Genomic DNA, 11786 nt, shown 5'->3' with positions numbered 1-11786 from the left:
TCAACTCCAGAGTTCGAGGACAGGTGAGAGCAGGAAGAACATCGAGACCGACCAGATGAGGTGGCTCACAATCGCTGCGGTTGTGGCGCCCGTTCGCACCCGCAACCAGGCGGACGTCGCACCGACGGCGACCCCCGCTAGGCCAAGCAACCAAATGCCAGTGCCGAGAACCACGACGGTATAGATCACGGTCGTGGTGACCACCGGCCACCAGTCGGCGAGTGCGTCAAATAGTGCACCGCGGAAGAACAACTCCTCGGCATAGCCGTTTACGACGGTGATGGTCAGCACGAGCACGGTCGCCCCCTCGGTGGCGTGCGCGAGCAGGTCCTCGACCGGCGCGCGCAAGTCCGGAAGCAGGGTTACCAGCCCGGCCCCGAGGAGAAAAACCACGGTCATCCCGAGACCGACCGCGGCGCCGAGCAAGACGTCGCCTCGTGCCGACCGCCCAGTCGGGACCACTCGCCGCAGCGGCCGACCGCTCGACCGTCGCGCAAGCAACGCCCCGCCGAGCCAGACCAGGGCGAGGGCACCGGTCGCGAGGTAGAAGCGCGAGTCTCCCGCAGGGAGTGACAACCCCCATGCCGTCGCGGCCGCGCCGAGCACGAGCGCCACGGCACAGATCGCGCGGCTCCGCGCGGCGGGGGTCATGCCCTCACGGTGTCACATCCGAACGAGCACAACGACGGCAGTTTGCAGGTCGACGACCACGGGATCGGCGAACTGATATCACCAGGCAAACGAACTGCAGTAGTTCTGTCGCGACTCCACGGCTCGCTGAATCGTGCCGCGCACCCAAGCCGCCCGATGACGCAACTGCACCCAGGTGAAGCGCAGCACCAGCCAGCCAGCGAGGGTGAGTTCGTTGTAGCGCCAGCAGTCATGGTCGAGTTGTACGCGGCTGGTGTGAAACTCGAAGCTGTCCGCCTCGACCGCAATCTTGAGGTCTTCGCAAACCAGATCTGGGTGCAGCTCGACGCCGTCAACCTCGACCGCGACCTGTGGGGTGAACATCGGACCGACGCATTCGATGGCGAGCGCGCGCAGTGCAGATTCAAACGGATTGGCTGCCAACCCACTCGCCGCGCTGAGCACGCGTTCGGCCTTCGCCCGCCCGTACGTTGCAGGGGCATCGCATCGAGCTCATCCTGCGTCACCGCGCCGCAACGCAGGGCGGAATCCACGACGGCCAATGCCTCGATGAACGGCAGATCCCGGGCGCAGTCCACCGCGGTGCGCGCCGGGCCCGTCGCATTGTCGATGACGTCGCCCGGCGTCAGATCGCGGAAATGGAGCGCCATTCGCGCTGCGGTGGCTCTCGACGCCGCGAACCCGTGCTGCCGCGCTGCTCGCGGCGTCCAGTCCCGGCAAGGCGTAGCAGTCACGTCGCACCCGCTGGAGCGCACCGGCGGCGACGGCTGCACGAATCGCGTGCGCTGAGTATCGCGACCGGAGTTCCAGCCAGGACATTCGTCCGCCGTGCAGAGCAAGCACTGACGCGATCGAATCCTCCACGAAGATCAGCCTGGAGGACTCCGGGCCGCCGAAACGTTGTCCACAGGCACGAGTGAGGCTCGCCTGGGTCCGGATGGTGGACCCACCGGAAGAGGCCACCCAAATGGCACGTTATGGTTTTCATCATGTCTGCTAATCACTGGGGAGTCATCCGATGACCGTCGAGAGTGCTCCACGCGTCCGCCCCTCACGCGGCAATCGCTCCAATGGTCAGTGGAAGGTCGACGGCACCACACCGCTGAACCACAACGAGGAGTTCAAGGCCGAGGACAACGGTCTCAACGTCCGCGAGCGCATTGAGCAAATCTACGCGGTCGAGGGATTCGACTCCATTGCCGATGACGACCTGCATGGTCGGTTCCGCTGGTGGGGCCTCTATACCCAGCGGAAACCTGGCATCGACGGCGGCCGCACCGCGCAGTTGGAGCCGCATGAACTCGAAGACAAGTACTTCATGCTGCGGGTACGCAGCGACGGCCAGATCCTCGACCCCGCGGCCCTTCGCGTACTCGGTGGCATCTGCACCGACTTCGCCCGTGGCACCGCCGACATCACCGACCGCCAGAACATCCAATACCACTGGATTTCGGTCGAGGACGTCCCCGAAATCTGGCGCCGCCTGGAGACCGTGAACCTCGAGACCACCGAGGCCTGCGGCGATACCCCGCGCGCCTTCCTAGGCTCTCCCGTCGCAGGCATCGCTGCTGACGAAATCATCGACCCCACGCCGGTGATTCACGAGATCAAGCGTCGCTACATCGGCGACCCGGAACTGGCGAATCTTCCCCGCAAATTCAAGACCGCCATTACCGGTCACCCCAGCCTTGATGTTGTCCACGAGATCAACGATGTGTCGCTCGTCGGCGTCGTCCACCCTGAACTCGGCCCCGGCTACGACCTCTGGGTCGGCGGCGCACTGTCCACGGCGCCACGCCTTGGCGAACGACTTGGCACCTTCGTCACCGAGGAGCAGGCGCCCGATGTTTGGCACGGTGTCGTTCAGATCTTCCGCGACTACGGCTTCCGCCGGTTGCGCAACAAGGCCCGCCTGAAGTTCCTGTTGGCCGACTGGGGCCCGGAGCGTTTTCGCGAGGTCCTGGAAACCGAATACCTCGGCTATCAGCTCGCCGACGGCCCGCCGCCTGCGAAGTCCACCGTCCCCGGTGACCACATTGGTGTTCACGAGCAGAAGGACGGCAACTGGTACGTCGGCGCCGCACCCGTCGTCGGCCGAGTCGGCGGCTCAACCCTCACGGACATCGCCGAACTGATCGAACGGGTCGGTGCTAGCGGCATCCGGTTGACCGCGCACCAGAAGCTGGTCGTCCTCGGCGTCCCGAGCGAAACCCTGGACGAGCTCGTCTCCGGGCTTGAGACCATCGGCCTGTCCACCAAGCCCAGCCCGTTCCGACGCTCAACCGTGGCGTGCACTGGCATCGAATTCTGCAAGCTCGCGATCGTCGACACCAAAGACACCGCGGCTTCGGTGATCGCCGAACTGGAGCAGCGCCTCGCCGACGTTGACGGACTGTCCGCCGACGAGCCAATTTCGTTGCACGTCAACGGATGCCCCAACTCCTGCGCCCGCATTCAGACGGCTGATATCGGCCTCAAGGGTCAGATCATCACGGTCGAGGGCGAACAGGTTCCGGGCTTCCAGGTCCACCTTGGCGGAGGGCTTGCCGACACGACCCGCGAGGACGGCGGCTTAGGCCGCACCGTGCGCGGACTCAAAGTTCCCGCAACCGAACTCGCCGATTACACCGAGCGCGTCGTACGCCGCTTTCTGGACGAACGCGACGGCAAGGAGTCCTTCGCGACCTGGGCGCACCGCGCTGATGAGGAGGCACTGCAATGAGTAGCGACACCACAACCCGACGCACCGACGCCGAACTTAAGGCTCTGGCTGAGCAGGGAGCGGCCGACCTCGCCGGACTCGATCATGATGCCGATGCGATCGCCGCGTGGGCAGCCGAGAACTTCCCGGGCAAACTCACCGTGGCGTGCTCCATGGCTGACGCGGTGCTGCCCTACGTCATCTCCCAGCAGGCGCCCGGCGTCGACGTGCTCTTCCTCGACACCGGCTATCACTTCTCCGACACCTACGTGGAACGCCAACTCGTGGCCGAGACGTTGGACGTCAACATCGTCGACGTGAAGCCCACCCTGACGGTGGCCGAGCAAGATGAGAAGTACGGCAAAGATCTCTTTGCGAGCGACCCCGCTTCGTGCTGCCGGATGCGCAAGGTCGAGCCGTTGCGCAAGGCGCTCGGTGAGTACGAAGCCTGGGTGACCGGTGTACGCCGCGATGAGGGGCCGACGCGAGCCAACGCTCCCGTGGTGTCCTGGGACGAGGCCTTTGGCCTGGTCAAGATCAATCCGCTCGTGACGTGGAGCCTGGAAGACCTTTTGACCTTCTCTAACGAGCACCGTCTGCCCGTGAATCTGCTTGTGACCAATGGCTATCCATCCATCGGTTGCGAGCCGTGCACACAGGCGGTTGTCGAGGGTGGAGACGCGCGAGCCGGACGCTGGTCTGGCTTCGCCAAGACAGAATGTGGGTTGCACGCATGAGCATCGCCGAAGGGTCTCGACAAGCTCGACCGGCGGACGGGGCTCGACCGGCGGACGGGGCTCGACCGGCGGACGTGGCTCGACCGGCGGAGGTATCGGGGCCGACGTTCGCCCTCTCTCAACTCGACACACTCGAGGCCGAGGGCATTCTGATCATCCGCGAGATCGCTGCGGAGTTAGAGCGTCCGGTGCTGCTGTTCAGTGGTGGCAAGGATTCCGTGGTCATGCTGCACCTGGCGCGAAAGGCGTTCTGGCCGGCTCCGATTCCGTTCCCGGTCATGCACGTCGATACCGGGCACAATTTTCCTGAGGTGCTCGAGTTCCGCGACGAGACCGTACGCCGCCTGGGCTTGCGCCTCGTCGTTGCCTCAGTACAGGACTACATCGATGACGGTCGCCTCCAGGAGCGCGCTGACGGGACCCGCAACCCGCTGCAGACCCAGCCGCTGCTCGACGCAATCAGCGATCACCAGTTCGATGGCGTTTTCGGCGGCGGCCGCCGCGACGAGGAAAAGGCTCGCGCCAAGGAGCGAGTGGTGTCCTTGCGTGATGAGTTCGGGCAGTGGGACCCCAAGAACCAGCGTCCCGAACTATGGTCGCTCTTCAACCCGCGTCACCGCCCCGGCGAGCACGTCCGCGCCTTCCCACTCTCCAACTGGACCGAGTTGGACGTGTGGCAATACATCGAGCGCGAGCAGATCGAGCTTCCGCCGCTCTATTACGCGCACGAGCGAGATGTCTTCTCCCGCAACGGAATGTGGCTCGCGGTTGGCCCATGGAGCCAGCCAAAGGATGACGAGCAGGTCGAGCAGCGACTGGTGCGCTATCGCACCGTCGGCGACATGTCCTGCACGGGCGCCGTTGACTCCCCCGCCCGCTCCGTCCACGACGTCGTCGTCGAAGTCGCCGCCTCCACCTTGACCGAGCGCGGGGCGACCCGGGCCGATGACCGCATTTCCGAGGCGGCCATGGAAGACCGCAAGAAGGAGGGCTACTTCTAATGCCGCCCACCCTGGAAGCCGCGACCACACTCGCGACCAAGAACACCTTGCTGCGTCTAGCAACAGCCGGTTCGGTTGACGACGGCAAGTCCACTCTCGTTGGACGCCTGCTGCACGACACCAAGTCCGTGTTGTCTGACCAATTGGCTGCCGTAGAGAAAGTCTCTCGAGACCGCGGGCTCACCACTGCTGACCTCGCGCTCCTGACTGACGGCCTTCGCGCCGAACGCGAACAGGGCATCACGATCGATGTCGCTTATCGCTATTTCGCCACCGCCAACCGGTCATTCATTCTGGCCGATTGCCCCGGACACGTGCAGTACACCCGCAACACGGTGACCGGCTCGAGCACCGCAGATGTGGTGGTGCTGCTGGTGGATGCTCGTCATGGGGTGCTGGAGCAGACTCGTCGCCACCTGGCCGTCGTGGCGCTCCTACGCGTCCCGCATGTGATCGTCGCCGTCAACAAGATCGACCTTGTGGACTACTCCGCGGAGGTCTACTCGCAGGTTGACTCCGACGTGCAGAAGGTCGCGCGCGAACTCGGCATTCCCGACGCGGTCACCATCCCGGTGAGCGCTCTTGAAGGTGACAACATTGTCGAGCGCTCGGAGCGCACGCCGTGGTACGACGGCCCGGCTCTCCTCCAGCTCCTTGAGGAGCTGCCGGGCGCCGACGACCCAAGTGACGAAGACTTCCGGATGCCCGTGCAGTACGTCCTCCGCCCACAATCTGCTGCTCCCACAAGCGAACTCGTGGACTACCGCGGCTATGCAGGTCAGGTCAACGCAGGCGTTGTCACGGTCGGCGACGAGGTGGTCATCCTCCCCTCGGGGAAACGCACTCACGTCGAGGCCATTCACATCGGGGAAGACGACGTCGTGCAGGCCTACGCGCCGCAGTCCGTTGCCGTACGCCTCGCCGATGACCTCGATGTCTCCCGTGGCGACGTCATCGCAGCGGTGGGTAACGCGCCCGAGCCAGTCAAAGACTTCTCGGCTCTCGTAGCCTGGTTGCACGAAAAGCCGCTTCGCCCAGGCGCGAAGGTCTTCGTCAAGCACGGCGCCCGAACCGTCAAGGCGATCGTGGACAAGGTTCACCGGCGGCTTGACCTTGAGAACCTCAACCTCGTCGACGCAGATCAGTTGGAACTCAATGACATTGGTCGTGTCACCCTCCGTGTGGCGAGCCCGCTGCCGGTCGAGCCCTATGTCACCTCACGACGTAGTGGTTCCTTCCTGGTGATCGACCCGCCCAGCGGTTCCACTTTGGCCGCCGGGATGGTCGGCGTATCGACCACATGGGCCGACCTGGGCACCGACGAAGACGTCGACTCCGAATCAGACGCCTGGGTCATATGAGCCTGCCCCTCGTCTTCGACCTCACCGACCGCCTCGTCGTGGCCGTCGGTGGCGGTCCGGTGTCCGCGCGCCGGGTGCGGGCCTTCCTTGACGAGGGCGCCCGGGTTCAGGTCATCGCACCGTGGCTGTGCGAAGACCTCATCGACTTCGTCCATGCCGAGCAGATCGACTGGGTGGCAAGGGATTACGCCGGCCCCCTCGACCTGACCGACGCCTGGCTGGTGCATACCGCCACCGGGGACTCGGCGACTGACCACGCCGTGTCGCAGGACGCTCACGCGGCCCGAATCTGGTGCATCGACGCTACCTCCGCCAAGCACACCGCTGCGGCCGTCCCAGCGCGATCGACGGTGAACACTCCCGATGGGAAGGTCACCGTGGCCACCCACGTCGGAGGGGACCCGCGTACAGCGGTGACCGCAGCGACTGCAGTTGCCCAGGTCGTCGAAGACGCCCTCAGTGACGGTCGCATACCGTTGCAGCGCAATCGAGCCCGTAGTTCGGGTTGGGTTGCGCTCGTGGGTGGCGGCCCCGGCAACGATGAGCTGCTGACCCGACGCGCACATGAACTGATCGCGTCCGCTGACGTCGTGGTGATCGACCGGCTCGCCCCGTGGGGCGTCGTGTCCCGACTTCCCGAAACCGTGCGCGTCATCAACGTCGGCAAAACCCCGGGCCACCACCCGATCCCGCAAAATCAGATCAACGAGATCCTGGTTGACGAGGCACAGCGCGGGCATGGTGTGGTCCGACTCAAAGGCGGCGATCCCTACGTCCTTGGCCGTGGAAGCGAAGAGCGCCAGTTCTGCGAAAACAACCACGTATCAGTCGAAGTGGTGCCAGGCGTGACGTCAGCGATCGCGGTTCCGGCCGCCGCCGGGATCCCGCTCACCCACCGGGGCTTAGCCCGTGGTTTTACGGTGGTCACCGGCCACGACGAACTCCCCGCCCTTCCCGTCGGCCGCGACCACACCCTGGTCCTGCTGATGGGGGTGGCCGGCCTTCGCCGGTCAGCTGAAGTTCTGATGTCTCACGGACGGGACCCGGAGTGTCCGGTCGCCATTGTCGAGCGCGGATTCCAGCCCACGCAGCGCACCACGATCGGGACATTGACCACGATCGCTGATCTTGCTGCTGCGCGAGACGTGCAGGCGCCTGCAGTAGTCGTCATCGGCGACGTTGTACGCCTCGCCAACGAGCCCACGCCCGGCCTCGACTGATCGGCCCAACTCCTTTCTCTCGTAAGGCTTTGTCATGGAAAAACTCATCGTTTTTGCGTTCGTTGGACTTCTCGCTCAGACCATTGATGGGTCACTCGGTATGGCGTACGGCGTCACCGCCAGCACCCTGCTTGTCGCCACCAATGTGGCCCCCGCGGTTGCCTCCGCGTCGGTACACCTCGCAGAAGTCGGCACCACGTTGGCCTCCGGGCTCTCCCACTGGCGTCTCGGCAATGTCGATTGGCGGACCGTGGGAAAGATCGCTGGCCCAGGCGCCATCGGTGCGTTCCTTGGCGCGACGGTGCTGTCCAATCTGTCCACGGAGAGCGCGAAGCCGTGGATGGCCGGCCTGCTGCTTCTCATCGGGATCTACCTCATCGCTCGATTCGTCTTTGGCAAGCCGCCCGTCGTCCTCCCCGGCCAACGCCCGACCGTGAAGCTACTCGCCCCGCTCGGCCTGTTCGGTGGCTTTGTCGACGCCACCGGCGGTGGTGGTTGGGGGCCGGTCACCACTCCGACCCTGATCGCCAGCGGGACGCTCGACCCGCGGAAGGTCATCGGCTCCATGTCGGCTTCTGAATTCGTGGTCACCGTCTCGGCAAGCGTTGGATTCTTGATCGGTCTGGGCAATGAAGCGCTCGATTGGCGAGTGATCGGCGGTCTGCTGGTCGGTGGCGTCATCGCAGCGCCGTTCGCGGCCTACCTGGTCAAGCATCTTTCCCTCCCAATCCTGGGCGCCCTGGTGGGTAGCGTCATCATCATCACCAACAGCCGAACGCTGCTCCAGGCTTCGGATGCCGAGTCGCTTCCGGTCTATGTCGGGCTGTTTGCGCTCGCCGCGGTGTTCATTGCGATTGCCATCGCCAAGGTACGTGCCGGCTCAGCCGACAAGGCTTCGGCGGAGAACCCCAAAGAGGCCACCACCGGATCATGAGTTCAGCTGCACCAGAACGCCGCCCGCTCGTGGTCCTTGCCCATGGCACAGATAACGCAGCGGGCCGCACCGTGCTCGAACAGGTCACCGTCGCTGCGGCGAATACGCTCGGGCTCACCCCGCGGTTGGGCTATGTCGATGTATGCCACCCCACCGCGGCCGAGACCATGGGCGGGCTCTCTGCACCGGTCGTCGTCCCGCTGTTTCTCGCCTCGGGCTACCACGTGCGTACCGATATTCCCGAGGCGGTCGCTGCCGTGCTCGGCGCCATCTCGACTGCGCCAGTGGGTTCAGGCGCGGCCATCGCCGACGCACTGCGCGACCGAGTTCTCGCGGCGGACCCAGAACCAGACGCAGTCATCCTGACCGGAGCCGGTTCCTCCCATGACGCGGCGCGGGCCGAGGTCGCCTCGGCGGCCGAGCTGCTGTCTGAGCGGTTGGGTGTTCCCGTCCGGCACGCGTTTCTTTCCGCGTCACCACCCACGATGGCGGAGGCGTATACCGGTCTGAGTGGTCGCGTGGTGGTCGCCTCGCACCTGCTCGCGCCGGGCTACTTCCAGTCCAAGCTGGAGTCGACCGCCGCCGCGCTGGGACTGCGGGCGACCGGGCCACTTGGAAGCCACCCGGCCGTCGCTGCCGTCGTCGTGGAGCGCTATCGCACCGCGGTCGCTGCCGGAGCAGGCAGGATGGACACATGAGTGATGACGCAAACCAAGATTCCGCCTCTCCCGAACAGCGCATCGTCGTGCTGACACCGGACGGCATGGGTGTCGCGCCGACCGATCCAGATGAAGACCAGCGCACCCCGGCCGACCAGGTCGAGCAGCCAGCCAAGGTGATGCGTATCGGTTCAATGATCAAGCAGTTGCTCGAAGAAGTACGCGACGCACCCCTGGATGAGGCTGGGCGCAAACGTCTCGCGGAGATTCACCAGCGCTCCATCGCCGAACTCAAGGACGGCATTTCCGAGGACCTCATCGAAGAGCTTGACCGGCTTGCGCTGCCGTTTACTGATGGCACTCCGAGTGACGCCGAATTGCGCATTGCTCAAGCCCAACTAGTGGGGTGGCTCGAAGGGCTCTTCCACGGCATTCAGGCCGCCATGGTGGCGCAGCAGATGGCGGCCCAGACACAACTTCAAGCGATGCAACGCGGGCTACCGCGCGGCCAGTCCGACACTCAGGCTCCGGGATCTGCCACCACCGGACCTCAGGAGAGCGGGCCTACGGGCCAGTACCTCTAGCCGAGACGTGGCGAGCGCCCAGACATGCGTTCGGCGTACCCCGAGAGATCTCGGAGTACGCCGAACGCGTCTCTGCGTCAGTCAGATTCGATCAGAGGTGCGGCTTAATGTCGGCAGCCAACTCCGCGACCTCAGAGTAGACACCGGGCTCGCCAGCCACGGCGCAACCAGCACCCCAGGAGACGATGCCGAGTAGTCGACCGTTGGCGATCAGCGGACCGCCACTGTCACCCTGGCAGGCGTCCTTGCCGCCCTCCGGGAAGCCAGCGCAGACCTCGGTTGCCGGGTCATAGTCCAAGTGCGGGCGGCCGTTGTAGTAGGCCTTCTCGCACGGAGCGTCTCCGCGGACCGGGACGCTGACCTTCTGGAAGGTATCCGCGGGGCCGGTGCCCTTAGTGTTTCCCCAACCGTAGGTTGTGGCCGTGACGGACGTGTTCTCGCTGAGGCTCTTGTCCTCGTTCAGCGCCATGGTCGACACACCCGTAAACGGCTTGCTCAGCGTCACAACAGCAACGTCATAGCCACTGTTATCTCCGAGCTTGCCGTCGTACTTCGGGTGGACCCACAGGTCCTTCAACCCCGATGTCTTACCGGTGCTCTTGTCAGTGAGCTTGTCACGGCCCTGGATGAAGGTCCACCCGTCGCGCCCAACCACATCGAAGCAGTGCGCCGCCGTCACGAGCTTGTCGGCCGCGACCAGCGTGGCGCCGCAGTACTCGTCGTTGGGTGCCGGTGAGTTGCTGTTGGACATCTGAATGGCCCATGGGGTGTCAGCCGTCTTAGCGATGTCACCACCCACGATGCGGTCGGGGTCGTCGACGGCCTGGGCAGCGCCCTGCGCGGTGGTAACGGTCAGGAGGGCGGCTCCTACGAGTGCCAAGCCGCAACGATTGAACTTCATGACTAATCCATTCCTCAGACGTGATGTGGACCACACGACGTTAACCGCGAGTAGGTCACCGGAACGTCAAGTAACTTTCAAGTCTTGGTATGGATTGACCCAAAAGTCATCGAGGCCGATTTAGAGGTGGGTTTTGATGTCGTCGGCGTAGGTCGCGACCTCGGAGTAGACGCCCGGTTCACCGGCTTCGGCGCACCCGTTACCCCAGGACACCACGCCCAACAGGCGGCCGTTCGCGACCAGCGGGCCACCGCTGTCGCCCTGGCACGCGTCTTTGCCGCCGTCTGGGTAGCCCGCGCACACCTCGCCACTGGGGTCATAGTCCACCGTGAAGTCGCCGTACGGTGAGGTTTGAATCCGGCCGTCGTAGTACGCCTCATCACAGGCGTCATCACCCATGACCGGGACGTTCACCTTGCGCAAGATGTCCTGCGCGCCGGTTCCCAACGTCTCGCCCCACCCGTAGACCGTCGCGGTCACTGAGGTGTCATTGCCAAGGTCCGCGTCCGTGTTGAGCGGCAAGGTCTTCACACCGGTGAATGAGCGGCTCAGCGTCACGACCGCAATGTCACCTGCCGTGCCGTCGCCCACTCCGTCGTAGTCCGGGTGGATCCACAGGCTCTTCAACTTTGCAGTCTTGCCGACGCTGGTCTTGTTCAGATTGTCGCGCCCCTGGATGAAGGTCCAACCCTTCTTGCCGAACTCGTCAAAACAGTGCGCTGCGGTCACCAACTTGTTCGCGGCGACCAGCGTCGCGCCGCAGTACTCGCCGCTTGCCGCCGACGAACCACTGTTGGACATCTGAATCGCCCACGGCGCGGCTGAGGTCTTGGCCGTGACGCCACCGACAATGCGATCGGGGCCATCTGACGCCGCCGACGCGGGGCCGTGGGCTGCGACCAAACTGAGGACGGCTGCGCCGACAAGTGCTGTGGACCGACGGGTGTGGGTCATGAGAATTTCCAGTCTCTAGAACAAGTGCGGACGGTGCACGCTATCGAGCCTGGGGGTATCGCCAACCCAAGAAAGTTTCAAGG

The 11786-nt window shown here is 64.7% G+C and carries 12 protein-coding genes; 8 read left to right on the top strand and 4 right to left on the bottom strand.

What is annotated here, in order from left to right:
• Positions 1-651, bottom strand: a complete 651-nt coding sequence (locus tag F562_RS0114830) for a CPBP family glutamic-type intramembrane protease (protein WP_018157759.1) — start codon at positions 649-651, stop codon at positions 1-3.
• Positions 652-729: 78 nt separating this feature from the next.
• Positions 730-1095 carry an endonuclease domain-containing protein gene (locus tag F562_RS0114825; RefSeq protein WP_018157758.1) on the bottom strand — a complete coding sequence of 122 codons (366 nt, stop codon included), beginning with the start codon at positions 1093-1095 and terminating at the stop codon, positions 730-732.
• 574 nt (positions 1096-1669) lie between these two features.
• On the opposite strand from F562_RS0114825, the gene F562_RS0114815 reads away from it, so the two are divergent.
• The 8 genes from F562_RS0114815 to F562_RS19470 are packed head-to-tail and all read left to right on the top strand — an operon-like array spanning position 1670 to position 9848.
• Entirely contained in the window at positions 1670-3373 is a 1704-nt protein-coding gene (locus tag F562_RS0114815; RefSeq protein WP_018157756.1) for a nitrite/sulfite reductase, read from the top strand.
• Positions 3370-4089, top strand: coding sequence for a phosphoadenylyl-sulfate reductase (locus F562_RS0114810; RefSeq protein WP_018157755.1), 720 nt, complete (start codon positions 3370-3372; stop codon positions 4087-4089). The genes F562_RS0114815 and F562_RS0114810 overlap by 4 nt, the downstream gene beginning before the upstream one ends.
• Positions 4086-5090, top strand: coding sequence for a sulfate adenylyltransferase subunit CysD (cysD, locus tag F562_RS0114805; RefSeq protein ID WP_018157754.1), 1005 nt, complete (start codon positions 4086-4088; stop codon positions 5088-5090). The genes F562_RS0114810 and cysD overlap by 4 nt, the downstream gene beginning before the upstream one ends.
• The gene (locus F562_RS0114800; RefSeq protein ID WP_018157753.1) at positions 5090-6451 is read left to right on the top strand and encodes a sulfate adenylyltransferase subunit 1; all 1362 of its coding nucleotides are present in this window, start codon (positions 5090-5092) and stop codon (positions 6449-6451) included. Before cysD ends, F562_RS0114800 begins: the two co-directional genes overlap by 1 nt.
• On the top strand, positions 6448-7671 hold the full coding sequence (gene cobA / locus F562_RS0114795; RefSeq protein WP_018157752.1) for a uroporphyrinogen-III C-methyltransferase: 1224 nt from the start codon (positions 6448-6450) through the stop codon (positions 7669-7671). Before F562_RS0114800 ends, cobA begins: the two co-directional genes overlap by 4 nt.
• A gap of 34 nt (positions 7672-7705) precedes the next feature.
• Positions 7706-8605, top strand: a complete 900-nt coding sequence (locus tag F562_RS19475) for a sulfite exporter TauE/SafE family protein (protein ID WP_018157751.1) — start codon at positions 7706-7708, stop codon at positions 8603-8605.
• Positions 8602-9303: a sirohydrochlorin chelatase gene (locus F562_RS0114785; protein ID WP_018157750.1), complete on the top strand. Its 702-nt coding sequence runs from the start codon at positions 8602-8604 to the stop codon at positions 9301-9303. Before F562_RS19475 ends, F562_RS0114785 begins: the two co-directional genes overlap by 4 nt.
• Positions 9300-9848, top strand: a complete 549-nt coding sequence (locus F562_RS19470; RefSeq protein ID WP_018157749.1) for a bacterial proteasome activator family protein — start codon at positions 9300-9302, stop codon at positions 9846-9848. Before F562_RS0114785 ends, F562_RS19470 begins: the two co-directional genes overlap by 4 nt.
• 91 nt (positions 9849-9939) lie before the next feature.
• On the opposite strand, the gene F562_RS0114775 is transcribed toward F562_RS19470, so the two are convergent.
• Together F562_RS0114775 and F562_RS0114770 are read right to left on the bottom strand one after the other, a co-directional pair.
• Entirely contained in the window at positions 9940-10749 is an 810-nt protein-coding gene (locus F562_RS0114775) for a S1 family peptidase (protein WP_018157748.1), read from the bottom strand.
• Between the two features lie 120 nt (positions 10750-10869).
• Positions 10870-11703, bottom strand: a complete 834-nt coding sequence (locus F562_RS0114770; RefSeq protein WP_018157747.1) for a S1 family peptidase — start codon at positions 11701-11703, stop codon at positions 10870-10872.
• Between the last annotated feature and the right edge of the window lie 83 nt (positions 11704-11786).

Source organism: Demetria terragena DSM 11295 (genome assembly GCF_000376825.1).
GTDB classification, from domain to species: Bacteria; Actinomycetota; Actinomycetes; order Actinomycetales; family Dermatophilaceae; genus Demetria; species Demetria terragena.
Note: the sequence above shows the minus strand (reverse complement) of the source record. Positions and strands in the feature narration are given on the sequence as shown.

Bases quoted from the DNA above. Each gene is read 5' to 3' on its own strand.
- F562_RS0114775 (WP_018157748.1), bottom strand. From the start codon at position 10,749: ATGAAGTTCAATCGTTGCGGCTTGGCACTCGTAGGAGCCGCCCTCCTG.
- cysD (WP_018157754.1), top strand. From the start codon at position 4,086: ATGAGCATCGCCGAAGGGTCTCGACAAGCTCGACCGGCGGACGGGGCT.
- F562_RS0114810 (WP_018157755.1), top strand. From the start codon at position 3,370: ATGAGTAGCGACACCACAACCCGACGCACCGACGCCGAACTTAAGGCT.
- F562_RS0114815 (WP_018157756.1), top strand. From the start codon at position 1,670: ATGACCGTCGAGAGTGCTCCACGCGTCCGCCCCTCACGCGGCAATCGC.
- cobA (WP_018157752.1), top strand. From the start codon at position 6,448: ATGAGCCTGCCCCTCGTCTTCGACCTCACCGACCGCCTCGTCGTGGCC.
- F562_RS0114800 (WP_018157753.1), top strand. From the start codon at position 5,090: ATGCCGCCCACCCTGGAAGCCGCGACCACACTCGCGACCAAGAACACC.
- F562_RS0114770 (WP_018157747.1), bottom strand. From the start codon at position 11,703: ATGACCCACACCCGTCGGTCCACAGCACTTGTCGGCGCAGCCGTCCTC.
- F562_RS0114785 (WP_018157750.1), top strand. From the start codon at position 8,602: ATGAGTTCAGCTGCACCAGAACGCCGCCCGCTCGTGGTCCTTGCCCAT.
- F562_RS19475 (WP_018157751.1), top strand. From the start codon at position 7,706: ATGGAAAAACTCATCGTTTTTGCGTTCGTTGGACTTCTCGCTCAGACC.
- F562_RS0114830 (WP_018157759.1), bottom strand. From the start codon at position 651: ATGACCCCCGCCGCGCGGAGCCGCGCGATCTGTGCCGTGGCGCTCGTG.
- F562_RS19470 (WP_018157749.1), top strand. From the start codon at position 9,300: ATGAGTGATGACGCAAACCAAGATTCCGCCTCTCCCGAACAGCGCATC.